The following is a 25300-nucleotide window of genomic DNA, read 5'->3' as shown; positions in this document are numbered from 1 at the left end:
GTAAGCAGGGCAAATTCCTGGCTTGATGGCAGACCGAAAGCCGCGTGCGCACCCGGTGCGCACGCGTTTTATCAGCGACGCAGTGCAATCGCTTCGATTTCAATCTTCACATCTTTTGGCAGACGGGCGACTTCCACGCACGAGCGCGCCGGGAAGTTTGCCTTGTGCTCAGTAAAGAACGCTTCGTAGGTGGCGTTTACGGTCGCAAAGTCATTCAGATCTTTCACGAACACGGTGGTTTTAACGATATCGCCTACCGTCAGTCCCGCCGCTTCCACGATTGCCTTCACGTTTTCCAGCGACTGACGTGCCTGCGCAGACACATCATCGGCGACCTCACCGGTGGCCGGGTTCACGGGAATCTGACCCGAGGTGATGATCATGTTGCCGAGATCAACGCCCTGTACGTAAGGGCCAATGGCCGCAGGGGCTTTTTCCGTACTGATTTCACGAGACATCATTTCTCCTTAAAGTAAGGCCGGGGCAGCAACGATGCCGCCCGCAACAGAACGCGTTCCATTATAGGCGCGCCCGGGACGATTAAAAGTGGCCCAGCACGACATGGCGGGCGAACTCTTTCTCACAGTATTTGCACTTCAGGTGCACCTCATCGGCGCGGTGCTTGACGGCGAAGCTGGAGAACACCGGCTCGCTGCGGCTGATGCAGTTGCTGTTCGGGCAGGTAAGCACCCGATCGATGTGATCCGGCAGCGCCGGGGCGATCTTGGCCACCACTTCATAGTCGTCGATGCGATTGACCGTCGCATGCGGCGCATAGAACGCCAGTTGATTGATCTGATCGTCGGTCAGGTAGGTGTTTTCGATCTTGATCAGGTCCTTACGGCCCATTTCACCTGACGGCAGGTTCAGACCAATAGTGATGCGCTGGTCAGTTTCGGTCAGGCGAAACAGCGACAGGAGCTTAAAGCCCACCTGCGCCGGGATATGATCGATAACCGTGCCGTTTTTGATGGCTTCGACCTGCAGTTTGTTATCGTGGCTCATTGTTCACTCCTTACAGGGCGATGTCGCTGTTCAGTACCAGCGCCAGCAGGGCCTGGCGCGCATAAATACCGTTACCTGCCTGCTGGAAATACCAGGCGTACGGCGTGGTGTCCACGTCAGGGGTAATTTCATCAATACGGGGCAGCGGATGCAGCACTTTCATGTTATCGCGGGCTCCGGCCAGATCGGCTGCCCGTAAAATAAACTGGGCTTTGACGTTGGCATATTCTGAGGGATCGAGCCGCTCTTTTTGCACGCGGGTCATATAGAGAATATCCAGCTCAGGCATCACCTCTTCAAAGCTGTCATGGCGCGACCAGGCAATATTCTGCTCGTCCAGCATATCGGTGATATAGGCAGGCATTGCCAGCGCATCCGGCGCGATAAAGAAGAAGCGGTTGCCGTCGAACTTGGCCAGCGCCTGGGTCAGCGAGTGAACGGTACGGCCATATTTCAGATCGCCCACCATGGCCACGTTCAGATTGCTGAGACGACCCTGGGTTTCGTGGAGAGTAAACAGGTCCAGCAGCGTTTGTGTCGGGTGCTGATTCGCGCCGTCGCCCGCGTTCAGAATGGGAATGCCGTTGGAGAACTCCGTGGCCAGTCGGGCTGCCCCTTCCTGCGGATGACGCATCACAATCGCGTCCACATAGGTGCTGATGACGGAAATGGTATCCGCCAGGGTTTCCCCCTTCTTGCCCAGCGAGGTGTTACTGCCATCGGCAAAGCCAACGGCGGAGGCACCCAGGCGATGAATGGCGGTTTCAAACGACAGCCGGGTGCGGGTGGAGGCTTCAAAGAAGCAACTGGCGATCACGTTGTGTTTCAGCAGTTCCGGCTGAGGGTTGGCTTTGAGCCGGGCGGCGGTATGCAGCACCAGCTCCAGCTCGTCGCGGCTGAGATCGTTAATTGAAATGATGTGCTTGCGATATAGCGGGTTAGCCATAGCTCTCTCCTCTGCGCGGCCGGATTGCGGACAAAAAAAAGCCCCTTAGAAAGGGGCTTTTTTGAGATCGGTTCGATGACGGAAAGAAACAGCGGTGCCGCCTGCGGTCAGGCGAGATAGCGCGTCACATTGTCCACGATGCTGTTGCATGTTTCCTCCGGCAAATTGTGGCGCATTATACGCCATCGCGGGTTGGCATCAAGGAAAAATCGCGTAACAGGTAACCGTTTGCGTCTGTCTGATTAACGCTGTCCCAGCGTGGCGACCATTACCGCTTTGATGGTGTGCATCCGGTTTTCAGCCTGGTCAAACACGATGCTGTGTGCCGACTCAAAGACCTCATTGCTGACTTCCATGCCGTCTTTAAGGCCATACTGTTCTGCCATCTGGCGGCCCAGCGTGGTCTGATCGTCATGGAAAGCCGGTAAGCAGTGCAGGAATTTCACCGCCGGGTTGCCTGTCAGCGCCAGCATCGCACGGTTCACCTGATAGTCGCGCAGCAGGGCAATCCGTTCTTCCCACACCGCTTTGGCTTCGCCCATGGAAACCCAGACGTCGGTATAGATAAAATCGGCACCTTTTACGCCCTCGGCAATATCCGCCGTCAGGGTGATTTTACCGCCGGTCTTTTCGGCGACCTGACGGCATTCTGCGACCAGCCCGGCTTCCGGCCAGCAGCTTTGCGGCGCAACCATGCGCAGATCCAGCCCGACCAGCGCAGCGGCTTCCAGCATGCTGTTGCCCATGTTATTGCGGGCATCGCCAACGTATACCAGCGTCATCTTATTCAGCGGTGTAGCGGGCAGATGCTCCTGCATGGTCAGCAGGTCAGCCAGCAACTGGGTGGGGTGAAACTCGGTGGTCAGGCCGTTCCAGACCGGCACGCCCGCGTGCTCGGCCAGCGTTTCCACCAGTGCCTGACCGTAACCCCGATACTGAATGCCGTCGTACATGCGGCCCAGCACGCGCGCGGTGTCTTTCATCGACTCTTTATGGCCGATCTGGCTGCCGCTCGGGCCAAGATACGTGACGTTAGCTCCCTGATCGTAGGCGGCAACTTCGAAAGAGCATCGGGTACGGGTCGAGTCTTTTTCGAAGATGAGCGCGATGTTTTTGCCTTTCAGGTATTGGGTTTCGCTGGCGGTTTTTTTGGCGTGTTTTAATTCGGCAGACAGGGCAAGCAGGTAATCGATCTCGGCCGGGGTAAAATCCAGCAGCCTGAGAAAATGACGGTGATACAACTGACTCATACAGCACTCCGGTACGGGTTTCGTAATGAATTAAAATTCAATTTAACCGTATGAATATGCATTTTCAACCCTGGCGAGAATAATCTTTTCTGTTTTGTGTAGTGGCGCGACAGGCAGTATGGGAAAATAATGACTTATTGCCGAACTCAGAGAGGATATCGCCATGGCATTTGAAGCATTGTTGGAAGAGCAGCGTGAAGAGACGCGGCTGATCATCGAAGAACTGTTAGAGGATGGCAGCGATCCCGATGCGCTCTATACCATTGAGCACCATCTCTCCTGTAATAACTTTGACTCGCTGGAAAAAGCGGCGGTGGACGCGTTTAAGCTGGGCTATGAAGTCACCGAGCCGGAAGAGCTGGAGCTGGAAGACGGCACCACCGTCATGTGCGTGGACATTCTCAGCGAAGGCGCGTTGAAAGCGGAGCTGATCGACGCGCAGGTAGAGCAGCTGGTGAATCTGGTGGCAAAATATAACGTCGACTACGACGGCTGGGGCACCTACTTTGAAGATCCGAATGCCCAGGATGACGATGAAGACGATGGCGATGTCATCGACGAAGACGATAACGGCATTCGCCACTAATCTGACGAGGGCGGAGTCTGCTCCGCCTTTTCTGTTTTCCGGCCCTGTCTGACATTCATGAATTACGCACCCTTACTTGAACCGATACAGCAATTTTTACACTGCCGCACGCCGCAGGCCTGGATTGATGAAGCGCGCAAACCTGAAAACCTCACACTGCTCCTGACCGACCATCTGGTGTGTGAACTGAAAGCCGCACAGACCGCCGTCTGGCTGATTCGCAAATATGTCGCCGACAAGCCAAGTGGAGACCGGATTCTGGCGTGGCTGCGGCCTTACGAGAATTTTATCTTTCGCGAAGACGGCGACAGCGATTTTATCAACGCCCATAAAAATCTGACTAAAACGATCATCGTACGCAATGCGCTACCGTGGGCGGACGATCTGGTAGAGAAAATGGTGCTGCTGATTAAAGAAGAGCTGCATCACTTTTACCAGGTGTGGGAAATTATGCAGTCGCGTGGTCTGGTGTACGAGAAAATCACCTCAAGTCGTTACGCCAAAGGGCTGCTGCGCGAAGTGACCACGCACGAACCCGATACGCTGGTGGATAAGCTGATTTGCGGTGCCTATATCGAAGCGCGCTCCTGCGAACGGTTTGCCAGCCTGGCGCCTTTCCTGGACAGTGAACTCGAGAAGTTTTATATCTCGCTGCTGCGTTCTGAAGCCCGCCATTACCAGGATTACCTGGCGCTGGCGGCACAGATATCACCCAAAGACATTACGGCGCGCGTACGGGCGATTGGTGAAGCGGAGGCCAGGCTGATTAGTGAGCCGGACACGGAGCTGCGCTTTCACAGCGGCGTCCCGGCTTTTTGACGGCGTTACAGCGTTTTCAGCATCCTGAACTCGCAGTCGCCATGGCCGGTGCAGCCCAGCGCATGGTCGATACGCGCAAAGCCCAGCGATTCATAAAGCTTAATGGCGCGCGTCAGGCTGCCGGTGGTTTCCAGATAGCAACGACGAAAGCCCCGCTGGCGCGCATGATCCATGGCTAACAGCGCCAGTTCGCGCGCCACGCCGAAGCCGCGGATAGCGGGCAGGAAATACATCTTTTGCAGTTCACAGATATCCGGCGCGCTGCAGGCGAGCGGGGCAATGCCGCCGCCGCCCATCACCTTCCCCTGATGTTCCACCACCCAGTAAGCGCTGTGTTCAGCGCTGTACAGCTCAAACAACTGGTCCAGATTAGGATCGGCAACGGTGTAGCCTTTATCCGCCGTCAGGCCAAATTCCGCAGAGACGTCGCGGATGACCCGGGCGATATGGAGATTGTCGGCGGCAGTAATGGGCCGCAGCTGAATATCGGCAGTGGTTCTCATCAGGATTCCGGTACAAAGTCAGCGCAATAAAAAAGCCGGGCAAAGCCCGGCTTCAGGTTCAAGCTATCGGACTACGACGCATTACAATGCCGCAATCACCGCCTGCTGTTCAATCAGTTTTGCTTTGGACTGTTCCATGTCGGCAACGCGTTCACGCTCTTTGGCGACGACCGCTTCCGGGGCACGGGACACAAAGCCTTCGTTGGCCAGCTTGGTCTGAATCTTCTCGATTTCAACATCGAGTTTCACCAGCTCTTTCGCCAGACGTTCCAGCTCGGCGGCCTTATCCACCAGATCCGCCATCGGGATCAGGAGCTCGGCGCCTTCGACAATTTTGGTCACCGAAACCGGCCCTTTCTCGCCCGCAGGCAGAATGGTCAGGCTTTCCAGACGCGCCAGGCGTGACAGGAAGTTACGGTTGGCCTCAACGCGGCGCTGGGCCGCCGGCGAGCAGTCACGCAGCAGCACATCCAGCAGCTTGCTCGGCGCGATGTTCATTTCCGCACGGATGTTACGCACCGCGATGATCGCCTGCTTCATCCACTCAATGTCGGCTTTGGCGTCGGCATCTTCTTTCGCCGCATCAAACTGCGGGAACGGCTGCAGCATGATGGTGTCATCGCTGATATTTTTCAGGCCTTTCACGCGCTGCCAGATGGTTTCCGTGATGAACGGAATGATCGGGTGCGCCAGGCGCAGCAGCGCTTCCAGTACATAAACCAGCGTATGGCGCGTACCGCGCAGTTCTGCTTCGCTGCCGCTGTTCATCACCGGCTTGGTCAGCTCCAGGTACCAGTCACAGAACTGGTTCCAGGTGAAGTCATACAGAATGTTGGCGGCGATATCGAAGCGATAGCTGTCCAGGGCTTCACGGTAAGCTTTCACCGTATGGTTGAACTCGGTCAGAATCCAGCGATCGGCCAGCGACAGCGTCATCTCGCCACCGTTCTGACCACAATCCTGATCTTCGGTGTTCATCAGCACAAAGCGGCTGGCGTTCCACAGCTTATTACAGAAGTTGCGATAACCTTCCAGGCGCTTCATGTCCCAGTTGATATCACGACCGGTTGATGCCAGCGCGGCCAGCGTAAAGCGCAGCGCATCGGTACCGGATGGCTCAATACCGTTCGGGAACTGTTTCTCGGTGCGCTTACGGATTTTCTCGGCCAGCTGCGGCTGCATCATGTTACCGGTGCGTTTTTCCAGCAGATCTTCCAGCGAAATGCCGTCAACCATATCCAGCGGGTCAATCACGTTGCCCTTGGATTTGGACATCTTCTGGCCTTCTTCATCGCGGATCAAACCGGTCATATAGACGGTTTTAAACGGCACCTGCGGTTTGCCGTTTTCATCTTTGATGAAGTGCATGGTCAGCATGATCATGCGGGCAATCCAGAAGAAGATAATGTCAAAGCCACTGACCAGCACGCTGGTCGGGTGGAAGGTCCGCAGGGCCTCGGTGTTTTCCGGCCAGCCCAGCGTTGAGAACGTCCACAGACCTGAAGAGAACCAGGTATCCAGTACGTCATCGTCCTGGCGCAGCGCCACATCGGCGGCCAGGTTGTTTTCGCTGCGCACTTCGTCTTCGGTGCGACCAACGTATACATTGCCGTCGTTATCGTACCAGGCCGGAATGCGGTGGCCCCACCACAGCTGACGGGAAATACACCAGTCCTGAATGTCACGCATCCAGGAGAAGTACATGTTCTCGTACTGTTTTGGTACAAACTGAATATCGCCGTTCTCAACGGCTTCAACGGCCACTTTTGCCAGCGGTGCCGTGCGGACGTACCACTGGTCGGTCAGCATCGGCTCGATGACCACACCGCCGCGGTCGCCGTAAGGAACGGTCAGATCGTGTGGTTTGATCTCTTCCAGCAGGCCCAGTTCGTCCACCGCGGCCACGATGGCTTTACGCGCCGCAAACCGTTCCATCTTCTGGAACGCAGTCGGGATCGCGTCACTGTAGACAGTGCTGGCTTCGCCGTTGGTATCGTAAACCTGCGCGCTTTCACGGATATCCCCGTCAAAGGTCAGGATGTTGATCATCGGCAGCTTATGACGACGGCCCACTTCATAGTCGTTGAAGTCGTGCGCCGGGGTGATTTTCACGCAGCCGGTGCCTTTTTCCATGTCCGCGTGCTCGTCACCCACGATCGGGATCAGGCGATCAACCAGCGGCAGCATGACAAACTTGCCGATCAGATCTTTATAACGCGGATCGTCCGGGTTCACGGCTACGCCGGTATCGCCCAGCAGCGTTTCCGGACGCGTAGTGGCGACAACCAGATAATCTTTCCCATCGGCGGTTTTGGCGCCGTTGGCCAGCGGATAGCGGATGTGCCACATGGAGCCTTTGCTCTCACGGTTTTCCACTTCCAGGTCAGAGATCGCGGTGCGCAGTTTCGGATCCCAGTTCACCAGGCGCTTGCCGCGGTAAATCAGGTTCTCTTTGTACAGGCGCACAAACACTTCTTTTACAGCATTGGACAGGCCTTCATCCATGGTGAAGCGTTCACGCTCCCAGTCCACAGAGTTGCCCAGGCGGCGCATCTGGCGGGTAATGGTGCCGCCGGATTCGGCTTTCCACTGCCAGATTTTGTCGATAAAGGCATCACGACCGTAATCCTGACGGGTTTTGCCTTCTTCTGCGGCGATCTTACGCTCAACTACCATCTGCGTGGCGATGCCCGCATGGTCGGTACCGGCCTGCCACAGGGTGTTTTTGCCCTGCATGCGCTGGTAGCGAATCATGGTATCCATGATGGTTTGCTGGAAGGCGTGACCCATGTGCAAGCTACCGGTGACGTTCGGCGGCGGGATCATGATGCAAAAGCTTTCCTGGCTGGTGTCGCCATTCGGTTTGAAGTAGCCCTGCTTTTCCCAGTGCTCGTAAAGCGGCTGCTCGATATCTTGCGGGTTATATGTCTTATCCATTTCTGCTATGTCGTTTGCGGCTGTGGTGGCGTTGCCGTATTCAATTGGAAGCCAACGCTGCGATAGGCTTTATAGCGATCGCGCGCTAACTGTTTGAGCGATTCTTCATAAGGAACGAAGTCTATCACTTCATGGAAAGCAGTAGCAAAATCTGCAAACTGCGGCAGCAGGCTGATCAGCAGGTCGCGCGGTGAATTGCCCCGACGCTGCGGCCAGGCCAGCTCGACCGGTGCGCCGTAGCGCGGGCCTTCGCCAGCCAGGTTATGTGGCACAAAGGCATTGGCAGGGCGCTGCCAGAGCGCCTCATCCAGCCGAATGGCTTGCTGCTCATCTTCACAGGCGATGAGCACTCGCTTACCGGCCCGCCAGCGTGTTTCCGCCAGATCGCACACCAGCGCTTCCACAGCGGTTAAGCCGTCGCGGGATGCATCGGTTTCCAGCACGTAGAAGGTTGCGTTTTTCATCGAATTGCCTGCTAAAAGAAAAGCGGGGCGACATGGCGTCCACCCCGGTTGGTTCGGTTGCCCGGACGTTTAGTCGTCGCCGTTCAGACCTGCACGGTTCAGCAGGAACTGTGACAGCATCGGCACCGGACGGCCGGTGGCCCCTTTGGCCTTGCCGGAGCGCCACGCGGTGCCGGCGATGTCCAGGTGCGCCCAGTTATATTTGCGCGCAAAACGCGCCAGGAAGCAAGCGGCGGTAATCGCGCCGCCCGGACGGCCACCGATGTTGGCCATATCGGCAAAATTGGATTCCAGCTGTTCCTGGTACTCATCGGCCATCGGCAGGCGCCAGGCGCGGTCGCCCGACTGTTCTGACGCGCTGATTAGCTCATGGGCCAGCGGGTTGTGGTTCGACAGCAGGCCGCTGACGTGATGGCCCAGCGCGATCACGCAGGCGCCGGTCAGCGTCGCCACGTCGATGACCACTTCCGGATCAAAACGCTCGACGTAGGTCAGGGCATCGCACAGCACCAGGCGACCTTCGGCATCGGTATTCAGCACTTCAACGGTCTGGCCAGACATGGTGGTCAGCACATCGCCCGGGCGCATGGATTTGCCGTCCGGCATGTTTTCACAGCCGACCAGTACGCCCACGACGTTCAGCGGCAGGTTCAGCTCGGCGACCATGCGCATCACGCCATAAACGGATGCCGCACCGCACATGTCGTACTTCATTTCATCCATGCTGTCCGCAGGCTTAATAGAAATACCGCCGGAGTCGAAGGTCAGCCCTTTACCGACCAGCACGATGGGGCGTGCATCGGTATCCGGGTTGCCTTTGTACTCAATCACCGACATCAGGGATTCATTGTGCGAACCGGCCCCGACGGCAAGATAGGCGTTCATGCCCAGCTCTTTCATCTGCTGCTCGCCAATCACGCGGGTTGAGATGTGTTTGCTGTAGGCATCCGCCAGCTGACGCGCCTGAGAAGCCAGGTAAGCCGGATTACAGATATTTGGCGGCATGTTGCCCAGATCTTTGGCCGCTTTCACGCCCGCCGCAACGGCCAGGCCGTGCTGAATCGCCCGTTCTCCGCTGGTTAACTCACGGCGGGTCGGCACGTTAAACACCAGCTTGCGCAAAGGACGGCGCGGTTCGGCTTTGTTGCTCTTCAACTGGTCGAAGTTATACAGCGCCTCTTTAGAGGTTTCGACAGCCTGACGCACTTTCCAGTAGGTGTTGCGCCCTTTGACGTGCAGTTCGGTCAGGAAGCACACGGCTTCCATCGAGCCGGTGTCATTCAGCGTGTTAATGGTTTTCTGAATCACCTGCTTGTACTGACGCTCATCCAGCTCGCGTTCTTTGCCGCAGCCAATCAGCAAAATACGTTCTGACAGGATATTCGGCACATGATGCAGCAGCAGCGTCTGACCCACTTTACCTTCCAGCTCACCGCGGCGCAGCAGGGCGCTGATATAGCCATCGCTGATTTTATCCAGCTGCTCGGCAATCGGTGACAGACGGCGCGGTTCGAAAACACCAACTACAATGCATGCACTGCGCTGTTTTTCCGGACTACCGCTTTTTACACTGAACTCCATGCACTCTCCTGAATCTTAAAGACAACAGCCGTAGCTGCCGCTAGAATGTAGCGCATTCATGACTCATTTATTAATCGGTGCAACATGCTAGCATGCTGTCGACGGTCGTAATGAATCAGGGTGACAACGTGTTGTTTTTTCACCACCCACATGCAATTCGTATACATTTTTAGCGCTGGCTTCGGCCATTTATGAAGAAAAATGGCTAATAAGCGTTGAAATTAGCGATTTTCCTGCAAAAAGACAAGTTTTCACAGGCGTATTAAGCGTGATCATTATTAGATATCTGGTTCGGGAAACGCTCAAAAGCCAGCTGGCTATCCTGTTTATCCTGTTGTTGATCTTCTTCTGCCAGAAGTTGGTCAGGATTTTAGGGGCTGCGGTGGATGGCGAAGTGCCGACAAACCTTGTTCTGACGCTGTTAGGACTCGGTGTGCCTGAAATGGCGCAACTTATTCTGCCCCTTAGCCTGTTTCTGGCGATTTTAATGACGCTGGGAAGGCTGTATACGGAAAGTGAAATCACCGTGATGCACGCCTGCGGGCTGAGCAAAGCGGTGCTGGTCAAAGCGGCGATGATTCTGATGCTGTTCACGTCGATTGTGGCCGCGATTAACGTCATCTGGCTCGGCCCCTGGTCGTCACGTTATCAGGATCAGGTTACGCAAAACGCCAAGGCCAACCCCGGCGCAGCGGCCATGGCGGCCGGGCAGTTCCAGACCTCCAGCGACGGCAATAATGTGCTATTCGTGGAAGACGTAAAAGGCAACCATTTCGGCCATGTCTTCCTGGCGCAGCTACGGCCAAAAGGCAATGCCCGCCCGTCCGTCGTGCTGGCCGACAGCGGCCATATGCAACAGGAAAAAGACGGTTCGCAGATCGTCACCCTGGATAAAGGTACTCGCTTTGAGGGCACAGCGTTGTTACGTGATTTCCGTATTACGGATTTCACCAACTACCAGGCCTATATAGGCTATAAACAGGCGACGCTGGATCCTAACGATGTGGATCAGGCTCCCCTGAGTACGCTCTACGCTAACAACACGCCGGAATTTAAGGCCGAGTTTCACTGGCGTCTGACGCTGGTGTTCTCTGTGCTGGTTATGGCCCTGATGGTGGTACCACTCAGCGTGGTCAATCCACGTCAGGGGCGCGTACTGTCCATGCTGCCCGCCATGCTGCTGTACCTGATTTTCTTCCTGCTGCAGAGTTCGTTGCGTTCAAGTGGAGCCAAAGGCCGCCTGGATCCGGCCATCTGGATGTGGGTGGTTAACCTCAGCTACCTGGCGTTAGCGATTGTGCTCAACCTGTGGGATACGGTGCCTGCGCGCCGGATTCGCGCGCGCTTTTCACGCGGAGGATCGATCTGATGTTTCGCGTTCTTGATCGCTACATTGGTAAAACCATCTTTAATACCATTCTGCTCACGCTGTTTATGCTGGTCTCGCTGTCCGGCATCATCAAGTTCGTCGATCAGTTGCGTAAGACCGGCCAGGGTGCATACAGCGCGCTGGATGCGGGCTATTACACCTTGCTGAGCGTGCCAAAAGATATCGAAATCTTCTTCCCGATGGCCGCTCTGTTAGGCGCATTGCTGGGACTGGGAACGCTGGCGCAGCGCAGTGAGCTGGTCGTGATGCAGGCGGCGGGTTTTACCCGCATGCAGGTGGCGCTGTCGGTAATGAAAACGGCGATTCCGCTGGTCCTGTTGACCATGGCTATCGGCGAGTTTGTTGCCCCGCAGGGCGAGCAGATGGCGCGTAATTTCCGCGCGCAGCAGCTCTACGGCGGCGCGCTGGTTTCAACACAAAACGGCCTGTGGGCAAAAGACGGCAACAGCTTCATCTACATTGAGCGCATTAAAGGCGACGATGAGATCGATGGCGTCAGTATTTATAACTTCAACGACGCGCGCCGCTTAGAGAATGTTCGCTACGCGGCCTCGGCCAAATGGGATAAAGACAAAAAACTGTGGGTGCTGTCGCAGGTGGATGAATCGAACCTCACCGATCCCAAACAAATTACCGGCTCACAAAGCCTGGGCGGCGAATGGAAAACAAATCTGACACCTGACAAGCTGGGCGTGGTGGCGCTGGATCCGGATGCGCTCTCGATTACCGGCCTTTACGATTACAGTAAATACCTGAAGCAGAGCGGCCAGGAATCCGGTCGTTACCGCCTGAACATGTGGAGCAAGATCTTCCAGCCGCTGTCGGTTGCGGTGATGATGCTGATGGCGCTGTCGTTTATCTTCGGCCCCCTGCGCAGCGTTTCAATGGGCGTTCGCGTGGTGACCGGCATCAGCTTCGGCTTTCTGTTCTATGTGCTGGACCAGATTTTCGGCCCGCTCAGCCTGGTCTACGGCCTGCCGCCGATTTTCGGCGCGATACTGCCAAGCTTCGTCTTCTTTGCCATCAGTCTGTTTATGCTGGTAAAACGGCGTTAAGCGCCTGCCGTGAAAAAGGCCGCCTTTCGGGGAGTGACCCCGAGCCCATAGACAAATCTGCTCTATATGTTGAGCACAGGAGGAGTCTATGGGCACAACATGATTTACCCTGCGTTTAAAGAAGCTGTCCGCCAGATCACCTGACGGTGCTATTCCGTCGCCGATATTTCTGAACCACTGGGCTCTCGCCACAGCCTCTAAAAGTGGGTCCGCTCCATAAAACCTGATGCTAACGGGCACCAGGTGCAGGATCAACTGGATGCCTGGACGGAGATCCTCCGACTGAAAACGCAGCTCAAGCGGACCGAGGACAACGAATGTCCACGGGAAAGGAGGCACTACAATTCCGTCAGCTTCTCCTGTGCCAGTTATGAGCAAGCAGAACGCATTACAGGGGTTCGATACGAAAGGAACTGAAGCCAGATGGACAGTCAGAGAATCATGTTCATCGACTTGCTTCGTAACCGACTAATAAAATTGGCAAATTTACCCACTGGTCAATAAACATCAAACCAGCCCCTTTAAGCACGCAACCATAAAGTGCTAATCATCCGGATGTTATAAAAGCAGGAAGTCCTGTAGACGATTAAATATTGGAAAGGATCACATAGAGATCATTTTTATAAACGTTGATATTCTGGACCGGCCTCATGGACTGGAGACGTTATACATGCCTGAATATACCTTGCAGGACTGCAACATTACGGTGCCTGACGTATTTCGCGATCGCACCATGAACCTCTTTACCCTCAGCCATACGAATGCCAATGAATTCACCTTTGTGATTTCACGTGCAACTGCTGCTGCAGAAGACACGCTTCAGTCAGTATCCCAGAGACTGTCATCCGAACTGCAGGCGACTTTGCAGGATCTCTCACTCAATCATGCCCGGCTCACTGAACTGAATGGCAGGCAGGCCCTGGAACTGTTTTACAGTTTCAAATCTGGCGAAAGAATCATCTTTCAGAAGCAGAGGGTGGTACTGACATCTGAAAATAGTACGGGAAAAAAGTTGCTCTGTTTCATTGGCACCTGCCCGGATGCGTTTGACGATTACCATGGCCGGATCTATGACAACATCACGGACAGCATTACCTTTCCGGACGATGCACCAGATTCTCCCGCAAGGGGTAGCCAGATCCCCGCCGACAGCCAGGAACTCTTCTTCAGCTTTGACCGTGACAGCCGCGAACTGAATGTGTTCCCTTCAATTTCTGACCTCTACTCGTCGATTGATCTTAGTCGGGCCAGGAACGGCAGCTATCTGTTCTTTGACGCTGCCGGCGAACCGCTAATGCTGTCTCCGATACCTGATGGCGAGCATGCTGGCCGCTTTGCGCTGTGGGAGATAACAGATGCCAGGATACCTGGACTGATATCAAGTTTGCTTCTGGCCAGAAGTGTCCGGGGCATTGACGGCCTGGATACCTGTGAAGCCGTTGAGGCTTACCTTAGCCAGCGGATAAATGAAAAATGAGTGGTGCCGCTGAAGCTTTTTCCGCTGCACGCGTGGGGGACGGCATAGAACACTCTGCCTCTGAAGGCTGGCTGGTGCTCGGTCTGATAGGCGGGGCCATTGCTGGTGCGGCGTTCACGCTGGCCACGGGGGGCGTCGGAACAGTAGTCCTGGCCGCGACGGTCGCAGGCGCAGCTGGCGGCGGCGGACTGGGAGAAGTTCTGGGCAGTATGTCATGGGCACCCCACCACGAAACCGGCCATCTGGTTACTGGTTCATCAAACGTATTCATCAACGGAAGACCGGCGGTGATGTCGCATATGTCTGTAGGTGACTGTGACGAGCACGGCCCGGCCCTACAGCGGGTGGCAGAAGGATCTTCACGCGTCTATATCAACGGACTGCCCGCTGCCAGGATGGGGGACCGCCTGACTTGTAGTGGTGTCATCAGCGGCGGATCTCCTAACGTCATTATTGGTGGCAGTAAAGAGCAGACTGATGTAATCAGCCCTGAAATTCCGGACTGGGTGGACAGAGTACTGCTGGGCGTGGGCCTTGCGGCTACGACCGTTCTGGCAGGACCGGCGATAGCCCTGCTGGGTTTTGCGGGAGGTCTTGGTGGGGGTTATGGCGGCGCTTACATAGGCAAAAAATTATGGGGAGAAGGCTCTGACGGTCAGAAGTGGCTTTCATTAGGCGGTGCGTTTGCAGGCGGCCTTGCCGGTGCAAAAGGAGGCGCGGCCTTTAATGCGTGGCGCAACACGCCTAAGAGCCTCATCAACCTTAAAGAAATAGAACCCCAACTGGCCACTGATCCGGACAGTGCCTTTTTCTGGTCAGGACGCACTGAAGGTGTCGGCGGTCCTGACGTCGCAGAAGCCATCGCGAAGTCCCGAGGCGGTGTCACGCTCGAATCCACAATCAAAGATAAAAATATTAAAATGCCTGAATGGGATTTCGATAACCCGCAGAGCATCAAGGCTTGGGAGGATGTCTCCGCGTCTTATGCAAAACAGGTATCTGGAGAAGTCAGAGCCGTAGTGGGGCAGTCGCTGCGTGAAGGTAATATATGGGAAAACGTTGAGTTACCGCGCCTGATGGGCAATGATAATGTCACGAAAATCACCACAATCGATCCGGTATCACAGACGGAAAAAGTCATTTTTGTAAGGGATAACTGATATGAAAATTACAGGCACAAGTTCGTATGTGATGCTTGATATCGACGGCAAAAAAATCAGGGCAGAAGGTGAAATGGTCGTGGGTGGTTTTGTGGCTGAAAAAAGCACCATGAAACAGTTTGAACCCCCCTATGAAAGTGAACCTGTGACTGATGCCGTTCGCCAGCATTATATTGATGAAGCAGTCAAAAAAACCCAAGGATCTCATATGATCCTGAAATTCGTTTAAATCTGTACCCTGTAGGTAACCTGCTCATTACCTTCACCTCACACCGGGACTGACCGTCAGTTCCTGCGCACTGTAGGTTTGCCGACAGATAACCTGATTTGGACTACGTAGCGAAAAGTATTGCTGAGGTGCCCAGCCTGCTTTTCCACCGGGCAAAATTATCCACAGCCAGCCTCGCCATGCCAGATCACAGTGGCTGACCACCGCAACGTCGCCTGCCTCCACGAAAAGGGGATCGGGATATGCAGACACATAACGCTTTATCACGCATGCTCGCCGTCTCATCATGTTCTCTCTGGCCTGAAACACCGCAATCATTATAGAGGGGAAATTCCTGATGGCTTTTACGTCGATATCAGGCCGTGTCGGCGCAGCGTAAAGGCGGAAAGGTTTGAAGTGAAAAAGCCCGCCGTGCAGGAAAAGATTAAGCCTCAGGAAAACGGGGCTGACACCGCTCCGCGCATGCATCATCTCTTCATCACGTCATCCAGTCGTGAATCAACGCACCATACAGCACCTCCGCTTCCGCTAACCGGCTCAGCAGACAGTATTCATCGGTCTGGTGCGCCATCGACGGCTCGCCGGGGCCGAGGATAATACAGGGCGGATTGCCCAGCGCGGGCAGCAGCAAGGACGCATCGGTGAAGTAGGGCACAATGCGCGGTGTCAGCGGTGCATCATTTAACGGCTGGCAGTGCTGATAAACCGACTGAATCCAGGCCTGATTGTCTTGGCTCAGCACCGCGGGCAGATCCACCAGCGTGGTCACCGTTACGCTGTCGCCCAGTAACGTCGTGAGCTGCTGACGAATGGTGGCGTGCTGCAGATTGGGGGCGCTGCGGATATCCACGTCAAACTGCGTGTGATCGGGCACGGAGTTAATGTTCAGGCCGCCCACGATGCGGCCGACGTTGAGGGTCGGCTGCTTCATCAGCGGATGCGGCGCGCCGGGTGAGAAATGCTGAATTTTGCCCAGCGCGTCCGCCGCCAGATAAATGGCATTGATACCCAGCTCCGGCATCGCGCCGTGGGCCGTTTTGCCCCGGGTTTCACAGCGCAGCCAGAGTGCGCCTTTATGGCCGATAACCGGATAGTTGGCGGTGGGCTCGCCGACGATCAACGCGCCCACTTCGGGCAGGTCAGCGCTGTCGATCAGCGCCCGCGCACCATCGCAGCCTGTTTCTTCGCCGCCGGTAATTAACATCACCACGCCGGAACCCTGTCGAATCGCCTGCTGGTGCGTAACGCAGGCGACGGCAAAGGCCGCAACGGCGGCCTTCATATCACTCGAACCGCGCCCATACAGTTTATCCCCGACGATTTCACCGAACGGATCGTGCTGCCAGTCGGCATTGCCGAGCGGAACCGTATCCAGATGGCCGGTAAATCCCAGTTGCGGTCCGGGCTGGCTGCCAGGCAGGCTGGCAATCAGGTTCAGGCGGTTTTCGCCGAAGGTGGACAGGGTGACGTCAAAGCTCCGTTCCGCCAGCCAGTCCGCCAGAAAGTGCATGCAGGCTGCTTCGTTGCCCGGCGGATTAATGGTGTCAAAGCGCAACAGCTGCTGCGCCAGCCTCTGGCTCTCGCTCATCAGCCGCGCACCGTTAACCAGTCCAGGCAGTTGATCCACAGCTGGCGATAACCCGGCCATTGAGCAAATTCCTGCGGCAGCCAGTGGGCAGACATATCGCTGGTCCAGACCAGCGAGCGGCCCTGTTGATATTCGCGCACCGCCAGCAACGGATGTGACGTTCCGGCAATGGTCGCCAGCAGTTTACCTTCCGGGTGCATTTCCACTTCGTTATAGCCCAGTAACCATGGCCAGTCGCCCGGCATATCGGTAAACAGCGCGTGAGATTCGGTCACGCTGGGATAGGCCCCTTCGGGCGTTTCGATGCGGTCATCCCAGGCCAGGCAGCGCACCGGCAGCACCTTCTCGACCGCCGTGTTGCGATAGCGCGCGCCGCCGTTGATGCCCTGAAAACTAAAATAGCCGCCAATCATCATCAGCGCGCCGCCCGCCGCCACGTAGTCGTGGATCAGCGTCAGGCGGTTTGCCGTGCGCTGGCTCTTCAGCCAGGTATCCGGGTGCAGCAGCAACGTATTGGCGCCGATGTCGGACAGAATAATCGCATCCCACTGCTGAAGCCCGGCAGGCGTCAGCGGAAACTCGGTCGCGGCGGCATGAGCGGGCATGTAGGTAATGGCATAATCACTGTCGGCCAGCGCCGCCATAAAGTCGGTCGCGCCATTGTGCCAGGTGGCGGTGGCAAACTGATCGAAGCCTTTGACGTGAACGGATGTGCTGGTCCAGGATTCCCCGACCAGTAAAATTTTCTTCTGCATTACGCTTCTCCCTTACCCACCAAAAACGCGCTGTGGGTTAGCAATCAGTAAGGTTTCAAGTTGTTCGCCGCTGACGCCGTGGCGTTTCAGGCGCGGGACAAAATGTTTAAGGATGTAGCCATAGCCGTGACCGCCGTAGCGGGTCAGCATGGTTTTCAGGAACACGTCCTGCGATAACAAAATCTGTTCGATAAAGCCGTCATCGATCAGCTCGCGAATGGCGCGGGCATTCTCTTCATCGGACGGTGACTGCGCGGACTCATCGGCGTAGTAATAGCTCATGCCGATCATGTCGTATTCCAGAAAGGCCCCGCGCTGAGCCAGGTCGCGCTGGTAGCGCTTATCGGCAAAGCTGGGGTTCATGTGGCACAGCACCACGTGACGCAGGTCAGCGCCTTCTTCTTCCAGAATATCCAGCACCCGATGGCCTAATCGCTCCCAGCCGGGCAGATGCACCTCAACCGGCACCCGTGTCGCGGCACTGGCACGGCCCGCCGCTCGCAGGGATTTCTCCTCGTTGGGAGTAAAGCGGCTGGAGACGCCGATTTCGCCGATCAAACCGGCCAGCACCTCGGGTTTCTCTTCCCGGCCGCCCAGGTCGTAAATCAGCTTGTCAGCAAGCGCTTCGATGCTGATCGTTTTGACCCAGTCCGGATGAGATGGCTCCAGATACAGCCCGGTGCTCATAATGATGTTCAGCCCGGTCAGGCGCGCGATGCGCTGCAGCGCTTTCGGGTCACGGCCAATGCCGATATTGGTGGGATCCACCACCGTCTCGCCGCCCAGTGCCCGAAACTTCATCAGCTCTTCAATCGCCAAATCCACATCAAACAGCTGACAGTTATCGCGACTGATCAGCGGGTTAAGCGACAGCTCACCCAGGTTTTCGATGCTGACCGGCATTTCTGCCAGGTGACGATCGCCACAGCAGCAGGGCGGCACCCATTTGCCGGAGGCATCCAGCAGAATATGTTCGTGCATCAGCGTCACGCCCATTTCACTCACCGGCAGCGGACCGAGTACGGTCATCACATAGCCGCTGTTGATGCCCAGCGGCAGCGGATCGGGATGGCGAAAAATAGAATGTTTCATCAGCTATCCTTTCGCCGCCGATCGCGTCGGGTTGAGAATGCGGGTGTTCAGCCAGATGGCCAGCAAAATAATCGTACCGGTGGCGATCTGCGTATAAAACGGGGAGATGTGCGACAAAATCAGGCCGTTCTGGATGATGGCAATCGACAGCGCGCCGAGCAGCGTGCCGATAACGGTACCGAAACCACCAAACAGGCTGGTACTGCCCAGCACCACCGCCGCGATAACCTGTAACTCGAAGCCTTCGCCCTGGTTAGAGGAGCCGCTGCCCAGACGCGCAGTGATGATCATGCCCGCCAGCGCCGCCGCCATGCCGCTGATGATGTAGACCTTCATGGTCACGGCTTTGGTGTTAATGCCGCTCCGGCGCGCGCCTTCCGCATTCGCGCCGATCGCCGTGACATAGCGACCAAAGCGCATATGATTCAGCACGATATGGCCGACGATCAGCACCACGATGCCGATCAGCGCGGGCATCGGCACGCCCAGCACCCAGGCGCGGCCCATAAAGGCGAACGGGCTGTCGGCAGGGATGGGAATGGAATAGCCCTGCGTAATCAGCAGCGCCACGCCGCGCACTACCGCCAGCGTCGCCAGCGTGACGATAAAGGCCGGAATGCCTTCATAGGCGATAAAGAAGCCGTTGATGGCTCCTACCAGCGCGCCCAGCAGCAGGCCACCCAGCAATACCACCGGCCAGGGCAGGCCCCAGTTATTCAGCGCGATAGCCGACAACGCGCCGACCAGCGCCAGCGTCGATCCTACGGAAAGGTCGATGCCGCCCGTGGTGATCACCAGCGTCATCGCCGTGGCGACGATCAGCAGCGGCGCGCTCTGGCGAATGATATTCAGCCAGTTAGCACTGCTGAGAAAGTTGCCGGTGATCAGGGAGAACACCACGCAGCAGAACACAAAAAACAGCGCGATGCTCACCACGCCAGAGTGGTTGTGCAGCAGGCGGCGCGGCAACGAGTGTTGCGCCATACGGGAACTGCTCAGATTCATAATAGTCATCCTGTTACCTCGCTCAGTGCGCGGCGGCCGAGCGGGCGACAAACTTCTCACCCACGATCAAATTGACGATCTCGGTCAGATCCGTGTCGGCCACGCGGCGCTCCGCTACGTTGGTGCCCTCGTACATCACCATGATGCGATCGCACACCAGGAACAGATCCTGTAAGCGATGGGTGATCAGGATGACGCTCACGCCACGCGCCGAGACCCGACGGATCAACTCCAGCACCGCCTCGACTTCGGCGACGGCCAGCGCGGCGGTGGGTTCATCCATAATCAGCACTTTGGGATCGAAGGCGGCGGCGCGCGCAATGGCAATCGCCTGGCGCTGACCGCCGGAGAGATTGCGCACCAGTAAGCGCGTGTCGGGGATTGAAATGCCCAGGCCTTTCAGCATTTCCCGCGCATCTGCGTGCATTTTTTCTTCGTCCAGAAACGGAATGCCGAGAATCGACTTCATCGGCTCACGTCCCATAAACAGGTTGCCCGCCACATCGACGGTGTCGCACAGCGACAGGTCCTGATACACCATCTCGATATGGCAGCGGCGGGAATCCGCCGGGTTACTGAAATGCTGGTCTTCACCATCGATACGAATCGTGCCGCTGGTAGGCACGACTGCGCCTGACAGCACTTTGGTCAGCGTGGATTTACCCGCGCCGTTGTCGCCCACCAGGCCCAGCACTTCGCCCGGGGCCAGTTGCAGATTGACGCCGCGCAGGGACCGTATCGCGCCATAAGTCTTGGTAATATTCACCATTTCTACCCTTGCCGGGGCAGGTTGTATTTGCTGCATGTGATCACTCCCATCACCGCTAACGGGAAAGTTGTTCTGCGGGTAAAAAGAGGTTATCCGGCACGGTTTACGCCCTTGTAAACCGGTTTACCTGCAAGATAAACCCTTTTTCATTACATACAGAACAACGCGCTACAACGATATTTGTTTGCCGGGTACGACATTGCAGCTTCCGTGCCAGCCTGGGAACAGGCGCGACATTCACGGTCTAACCTTTTGTAATGCAAAACATTTAAATGTTAATTTCAGGTAAACCGGTTTACCCACTATAACGCTGTGAAATTAAAAAGCGCGTTATTTGCGCTAAAACTGTGCACTTTTGCGCCATTTTGGGATGTTGTTAACACATTTGTATCGAATCGCGCGCCACCCATTCCACCGGCAGGCGGGTTTCGGCGGGCACGGCGAGGTCGTCATTCAGAATGCGCAACATGATGTGAACCGCCGTGCGGCCCAGTTCCCGCGCGGGCTGGCGGATGGTAGAAATGCGCGGTTGGGTAAAGTCGGCATAGGTCGCGTCATCAAAGCCCACCAGCGACAGCGCCTCAGGGGCTGTGAGTCCGCGTGCGCGCAGGCCATCCAGCAGTCCCAGCACCAGATAATCACTGGCGGCAAAGACAGCGGTAGGGCGCTCATCGCGGCTGAACAGCCTTTCCAGCGCCTGCTCACCGAATTCACGCTGGTATTCGCCGTACATCACCCATTCGGGCGGCACGTGCAGGCCCGCCTGCGTCATCGCGGTGCAAAAGCCCTGATAGCGTTCGCGCACACTCATCAGCTCATCCGGCCCGCCGACAAAGGCGATATGGCGGTGACCGGCGGCGATCAGGTTTTCGGTGGCAATCCGGCCGCCCTGTACGTTATCGGCAAAGACCTTGGGCACCATGCTGCCGGGAATGTCTTCATCCAGCAGTACGATGCGCTGGTGGCGGTTAATTTCTTTGCGTAACAGGCCGTTATCAGGATGGTTAGTGGTAAACAGCAGGCCATCCACCTGGCAGGTATCCAGCCAGCGAATAAACTGGCTCTCTTTGTCAGGATGGTTGCGGGTGAGGCACAGTACCAGGCTGTAGCCGTGGGTCGAGGCGGCTTCTTCGGCGGCATCGGCCAGTTCGGCAAAGAAGGGGTTGGTAATATCGGGCAAGACCAGCCCTAAGGTTTCGCTGCCGCCCTTGCTCAGACGGCGTGCCAGGCTGTTGCCGCGATAATCCAGTTGACGAATCGCCGCTTCAATCCGGTCGATGGTTTCCTGCGGCAGCATAATGCTTTGATTCATATAGCGGGATACGGTCGCTTTTGACAGCCCGGCCAGCGCTGCGACGTCGGATAACAACACCCGTTTTTTACTCATATCATCTGCCATCTTGCCCGCAATCGGCTATCAGTAACACAGTTACGCGCAGCGAATACAGTATTTTCCCTGACCGCTGACGATAAAATAATCGCTTGACAAAATTTTGCCGGAAGCGAATGGTAGAGACAGTTTACCGCATGACCCGGGAGTCACTCCCAAACCCGATTAATCCCTTTCACAAGTTCACCATAATGGACGGCGAACAGAAAGTCGGTTATTCAGGTCCTGGCTGAATCAGCCATTCAGACGATATTTGCCCGCCAACAATAATCCCTCTGCATTACGATGCGGAGATCGACTGGTTATCGCACATTCCCGACGAGGAATTTTATGATGATGGCATTTAACACCAGAAAACTGCGCGCGGTTGCGCTGGCTACCGGCTTACTGTCTGCGGGTTCGTTATTTTCACTGGCGCACGCCGCCACGACGTATGCGCTGGTTCAGATTAATCAGCAGGCCCTGTTTTTTAATCAGATGAATCAGGGCGCACAGGAAGCCGCGAAAGCCAGCGGTAAAAATTTAGTGATCTTTAACGCCAACGATAATCCCGTATCGCAAAACGACGCGATCGAAAATTATATTCAGCAGGGCGTGAAGGGCATTATGGTGGACGCGATTGACGTCAACGGCATTATGCCGGCCATTAAAGAAGCGGCCGCCGCCAAAATACCGGTCATTGCGATTGATGCGGTATTACCGGCGGGCCCACAGGCGGCACAGGTGGGCGTGGATAACCTGGAAGGCGGCAAAATTATTGGTAAATATTTTGTCGACTACGTGGCGAAAAATATGGGCGGCAAAGCGCGACTGGGCATTGTGGGCGCGCTGAATTCAGCCGTGCAGAACCAGCGTCAAAAAGGGTTTGAAGAAACCATTAAAAGTCATCCAGGCATCACCGTCGCGGATGTGGTTGATGGCCAGAACGTGCAGGATACGGCGATGACGGCGGCAGAAAACCTGATCACCGGCAACCCGGATTTAACCGCCATCTACGCGACCGGCGAACCGGCCCTGCTGGGCGCGATTGCGGCGGTGGAAAACCAGGGCCGCCAGAAAGACATCAAAGTCTTTGGCTGGGATCTGACCTCCAAAGCTATCAGCGGCATCGATGGCGGGTATGTCACGGCTGTCCTGCAACAGGACCCGAAAAAGATGGGTGAAGAGGCGGTGAGGGCCCTGAACGCGATTACCGCAGGCAAAACCGTGTCGAAAACCATTCTGGTGCCGGCCACGGTAGTGACCAAAGCCAACGTGGACAGCTATCGCGCGATGTTTAAATAACCGCTGACTCGCCGCCTGCCTGGAGCAGCGCGGCGAGTTCCTCTGCGGTGGGAAAGGCCTGACGTGTGCCATGCCGACTGACGGTCAGCGCGGCAGCCTTACTGGCGTGAGTAAGTGCTAACTTATCAATCTCGCCCCCACGGAGGAGTGCGGATGCCAGCATCACGGCAAGAAAGGTATCGCCTGCACCGGTGGTATCCACGGCATGAGCGGGCTGAGCCGGGCAAAACGTCCGCTGCTCGCCCTGAATCAGCCAGGCCCCGGCGCTGCCGTGAGTAATCACTAATGTTTTAACGGCGCCGGGCGCGAACTGTTGGGCTTCATGCTGATTCACTACCGCGATATCCACCTGCGGCCAGCACGCGTGAAAACCGGCGTTCACTGGCGAGGGGTTAAAGACGGTGATCAGACCAAGGGATTTCGCCAGGCTGAACAGCGCGTGGGTTTTCCCGGGCGAGAAATTACCCTGCTGGACCAGCAGATCGCCCGGACGCGCGCCGGCAAGATGGTGACTGAGCGTCGCGATATCCAGCGCCTCAGCCGCCGCTGTACTGGTAATAATGGCGTTATCGCCGTCGGCGCTGTTTAAAATAAGTGAGGTATCGCTCAGGGCCGCAACAGGCTGTGCAGGCAGTAACGTCACCGGCTCGTTTATAAGCTGCTGACGGATCCAGTTTCCTTTGCTGTCATGACCGGTCGCGGCAAGTAAATAAGTTTCGATGCCGCAGCGGGATAATACGATCGCCTGATTCGCACCTTTACCGCCGATATCCTGCGAACGGTGATAACCATGCACAGAGGCGCCCTTAGCCGGAATATCCGTGACAGACCAGGTTTCATCGACAGTAATATTACCAGCCACATAAACACGCATAGTGTTTTCCTGAACAGGATAAAGACGCGATGGTTGCTATATCAGCAGAAAAAAATGACGCAATACAAGCGATATTTTCCCGCCCCAAAGCCGTTATTGGCGTGATTCACTGTGACCCGTTTCCGGGCTCGCCAAAATATCGCGGCAAATCCGTCAGCGCGATCATTGAGCGCGCCTTACGCGATGCCGAAAACTATATTCTCGGCGGTGTTCACGGCCTGATCGTGGAAAATCATGGCGATATTCCCTTTTCAAAACCCGAGGATATCGGCCCGGAAACGCCGGCATTAATGGCGGTAATTACGGAAAAAGTGCGCGAACGTTTTGGCGTACCGCTGGGTATTAACGTGCTGGCGAATGCCGCGCTGCCTGCCTTTGCCACCGCGCTGGCGGGCGGGGCGGATTTTATCCGCGTCAACCAGTGGGCGAATGCGTATATTGCCAACGAAGGCTTTATTGAAGGGGCCGCCGCCAAAGCGCTGCGCTACCGCAGCCAGCTACGTGCCGAACATATTCGGGTGTTTGCCGACAGCCACGTTAAACACGGCAGCCATGCGATAGTCGCCGATCGCTCCATTCAGGAACTAACCCGCGACGTTGATTTCTTTGAAGCCGATGCGGTTATCGCCACCGGACAGCGTACCGGCGACAGCGCCACGCTGGACGAAATCGACGAGATCCGCGCCGCCACCGCCTTACCGCTGCTGGTGGGTTCGGGCGTCACGCCCGCCAATGTCTGCCAGATTCTGGGGCGCACCCAGGGCGTGATTGTGGCCAGCGCGCTCAAGGTGGACGGCGTCTGGTGGAACGACGTGGACCGGGACAGGGTAAAACAGTTTATGGCCGTGGCGCAGGCGGCGCTGGATCAGGCATAACCGCCGTTTATTCTCTGGCGCAGACAACAAAAAACCCCGCGGGTGAGGCGAGGTTTTTTGTTTACGTCAGCACGATTGCGTGCGGTGCACATCATGCATTATCAACGTTTTGAACTATACGAATTAATCCGGCATGGTGCAAGCAGGTGATGCTTTATTGTACGCTCTGACTGGATTGGTTTGAGGCTTCGCTCGCAATCATTGTATTTTTCTGTTTATTTATACAGTGTTTTTGTTATGCTTTTCCAGGTTGATGTTGATGTGCT

Annotated in this window: 25 protein-coding genes and 1 pseudogene; 10 read left to right on the top strand and 16 right to left on the bottom strand. The window is 56.2% G+C overall.

What is annotated here, in order from left to right:
• Positions 1–71: 71 nt before the first annotated feature.
• The 4 genes from ridA to argF form a co-directional block, all read right to left on the bottom strand.
• Positions 72–458: a 2-iminobutanoate/2-iminopropanoate deaminase gene (ridA, locus tag GC090_RS17940; RefSeq protein ID WP_006121790.1), complete on the bottom strand. Its 387-nt coding sequence runs from the start codon at positions 456–458 to the stop codon at positions 72–74.
• Positions 459–540: 82 nt separating this feature from the next.
• The gene (pyrI, locus tag GC090_RS17935) at positions 541–1005 is read right to left on the bottom strand and encodes an aspartate carbamoyltransferase regulatory subunit (protein WP_006121791.1); all 465 of its coding nucleotides are present in this window, start codon (positions 1003–1005) and stop codon (positions 541–543) included.
• A 10-nt stretch (positions 1006–1015) separates the two neighbouring features.
• Positions 1016–1951: an aspartate carbamoyltransferase gene (pyrB, locus tag GC090_RS17930; RefSeq protein ID WP_006121792.1), complete on the bottom strand. Its 936-nt coding sequence runs from the start codon at positions 1949–1951 to the stop codon at positions 1016–1018.
• Positions 1952–2193: 242 nt separating this feature from the next.
• Positions 2194–3201 carry an ornithine carbamoyltransferase gene (argF, locus tag GC090_RS17925; RefSeq protein WP_006121794.1) on the bottom strand — a complete coding sequence of 336 codons (1008 nt, stop codon included), beginning with the start codon at positions 3199–3201 and terminating at the stop codon, positions 2194–2196.
• A gap of 163 nt (positions 3202–3364) precedes the next feature.
• On the opposite strand from argF, the gene rraB reads away from it, so the two are divergent.
• Both rraB and miaE read left to right on the top strand, forming a co-directional pair.
• Positions 3365–3787, top strand: coding sequence for a ribonuclease E inhibitor RraB (gene rraB / locus GC090_RS17920; RefSeq protein ID WP_006121795.1), 423 nt, complete (start codon positions 3365–3367; stop codon positions 3785–3787).
• A gap of 57 nt (positions 3788–3844) precedes the next feature.
• Complete coding sequence (gene miaE, locus GC090_RS17915) at positions 3845–4606, top strand: tRNA isopentenyl-2-thiomethyl-A-37 hydroxylase MiaE (RefSeq protein ID WP_033739224.1); 762 nt, start codon at positions 3845–3847, stop codon at positions 4604–4606.
• Positions 4607–4611: 5 nt separating this feature from the next.
• Here the strand turns inward: miaE and GC090_RS17910 are convergent, their stop codons facing one another.
• The 4 genes from GC090_RS17910 to pepA form a co-directional block, all read right to left on the bottom strand.
• Positions 4612–5109, bottom strand: a complete 498-nt coding sequence (locus tag GC090_RS17910; RefSeq protein WP_050504827.1) for a GNAT family N-acetyltransferase — start codon at positions 5107–5109, stop codon at positions 4612–4614.
• A gap of 81 nt (positions 5110–5190) precedes the next feature.
• Positions 5191–8046, bottom strand: coding sequence for a valine--tRNA ligase (locus tag GC090_RS17905; protein ID WP_164482872.1), 2856 nt, complete (start codon positions 8044–8046; stop codon positions 5191–5193).
• A 5-nt stretch (positions 8047–8051) separates the two neighbouring features.
• The gene (locus GC090_RS17900) at positions 8052–8510 is read right to left on the bottom strand and encodes a DNA polymerase III subunit chi (protein WP_033739228.1); all 459 of its coding nucleotides are present in this window, start codon (positions 8508–8510) and stop codon (positions 8052–8054) included.
• A 69-nt stretch (positions 8511–8579) separates the two neighbouring features.
• A complete protein-coding gene (pepA, locus tag GC090_RS17895) occupies positions 8580–10091 on the bottom strand; it encodes a leucyl aminopeptidase (protein WP_033739229.1) in 1512 nt (503 codons plus the stop codon).
• A 268-nt stretch (positions 10092–10359) separates the two neighbouring features.
• Here pepA and lptF point away from each other — a divergent pair, with 268 nt between their 5' ends.
• From lptF to GC090_RS17865, 6 genes and pseudogenes are all read left to right on the top strand, one after another.
• Positions 10360–11460: an LPS export ABC transporter permease LptF gene (gene lptF / locus GC090_RS17890; protein WP_033739230.1), complete on the top strand. Its 1101-nt coding sequence runs from the start codon at positions 10360–10362 to the stop codon at positions 11458–11460.
• Entirely contained in the window at positions 11460–12536 is a 1077-nt protein-coding gene (lptG, locus tag GC090_RS17885; protein WP_033739231.1) for an LPS export ABC transporter permease LptG, read from the top strand. Before lptF ends, lptG begins: the two co-directional genes overlap by 1 nt.
• A 99-nt stretch (positions 12537–12635) precedes the next feature.
• A pseudogene (locus GC090_RS17880) lies at positions 12636–12848 on the top strand (IS3 family transposase); the annotation flags it as partial.
• A gap of 358 nt (positions 12849–13206) precedes the next feature.
• Entirely contained in the window at positions 13207–14013 is an 807-nt protein-coding gene (locus tag GC090_RS17875; RefSeq protein ID WP_324020594.1) for a DcrB-related protein, read from the top strand.
• On the top strand, positions 14010–15173 hold the full coding sequence (locus GC090_RS17870; RefSeq protein WP_324020593.1) for a PAAR domain-containing protein: 1164 nt from the start codon (positions 14010–14012) through the stop codon (positions 15171–15173). Before GC090_RS17875 ends, GC090_RS17870 begins: the two co-directional genes overlap by 4 nt.
• A 1-nt stretch (position 15174) precedes the next feature.
• A complete protein-coding gene (locus GC090_RS17865) occupies positions 15175–15402 on the top strand; it encodes an Imm74 family immunity protein (RefSeq protein WP_185200014.1) in 228 nt (75 codons plus the stop codon).
• Positions 15403–15435: 33 nt separating this feature from the next.
• On the opposite strand, the gene GC090_RS17860 is transcribed toward GC090_RS17865, so the two are convergent.
• The 7 genes from GC090_RS17860 to GC090_RS17830 form a co-directional block, all read right to left on the bottom strand.
• Positions 15436–15669 carry an SH3 domain-containing protein gene (locus tag GC090_RS17860; RefSeq protein ID WP_324020592.1) on the bottom strand — a complete coding sequence of 78 codons (234 nt, stop codon included), beginning with the start codon at positions 15667–15669 and terminating at the stop codon, positions 15436–15438.
• 211 nt (positions 15670–15880) lie between these two features.
• Positions 15881–16990 (bottom strand): M20 family metallopeptidase, encoded by a 1110-nt coding sequence (locus GC090_RS17855; protein ID WP_324021623.1) that lies wholly within the window; start codon positions 16988–16990, stop codon positions 15881–15883.
• Positions 16990–17745: a glutamine amidotransferase gene (locus tag GC090_RS17850; protein ID WP_033739233.1), complete on the bottom strand. Its 756-nt coding sequence runs from the start codon at positions 17743–17745 to the stop codon at positions 16990–16992. The genes GC090_RS17855 and GC090_RS17850 overlap by 1 nt, the downstream gene beginning before the upstream one ends.
• A gap of 12 nt (positions 17746–17757) precedes the next feature.
• Positions 17758–18837, bottom strand: a complete 1080-nt coding sequence (locus GC090_RS17845; protein ID WP_033739235.1) for a phosphotriesterase family protein — start codon at positions 18835–18837, stop codon at positions 17758–17760.
• Between the two features lie 3 nt (positions 18838–18840).
• Complete coding sequence (locus tag GC090_RS17840; protein WP_161784121.1) at positions 18841–19842, bottom strand: ABC transporter permease; 1002 nt, start codon at positions 19840–19842, stop codon at positions 18841–18843.
• Between the two features lie 22 nt (positions 19843–19864).
• Entirely contained in the window at positions 19865–20611 is a 747-nt protein-coding gene (locus GC090_RS17835) for an ATP-binding cassette domain-containing protein (RefSeq protein ID WP_161784123.1), read from the bottom strand.
• 376 nt (positions 20612–20987) lie between these two features.
• Positions 20988–22010: a LacI family DNA-binding transcriptional regulator gene (locus tag GC090_RS17830; protein ID WP_324020591.1), complete on the bottom strand. Its 1023-nt coding sequence runs from the start codon at positions 22008–22010 to the stop codon at positions 20988–20990.
• Between the two features lie 324 nt (positions 22011–22334).
• Here GC090_RS17830 and GC090_RS17825 point away from each other — a divergent pair, with 324 nt between their 5' ends.
• The gene (locus GC090_RS17825) at positions 22335–23285 is read left to right on the top strand and encodes an ABC transporter substrate-binding protein (RefSeq protein WP_324021622.1); all 951 of its coding nucleotides are present in this window, start codon (positions 22335–22337) and stop codon (positions 23283–23285) included.
• Here GC090_RS17825 and GC090_RS17820 read toward each other — a convergent pair.
• Positions 23278–24159, bottom strand: coding sequence for a PfkB family carbohydrate kinase (locus GC090_RS17820; RefSeq protein ID WP_324020590.1), 882 nt, complete (start codon positions 24157–24159; stop codon positions 23278–23280). The genes GC090_RS17825 and GC090_RS17820 overlap by 8 nt on opposite strands.
• Before the next feature lie 29 nt (positions 24160–24188).
• On the opposite strand from GC090_RS17820, the gene GC090_RS17815 reads away from it, so the two are divergent.
• Complete coding sequence (locus GC090_RS17815; protein ID WP_205953989.1) at positions 24189–25034, top strand: BtpA/SgcQ family protein; 846 nt, start codon at positions 24189–24191, stop codon at positions 25032–25034.
• The last annotated feature ends 266 nt before the right edge of the window (positions 25035–25300 follow it).

This window comes from Pantoea sp. JZ29 (assembly GCF_035190385.1).
Classification (GTDB): domain Bacteria; phylum Pseudomonadota; class Gammaproteobacteria; order Enterobacterales; family Enterobacteriaceae; genus Pantoea; species Pantoea stewartii.
This window is presented reverse-complemented; position numbering and strand designations above follow the sequence as displayed.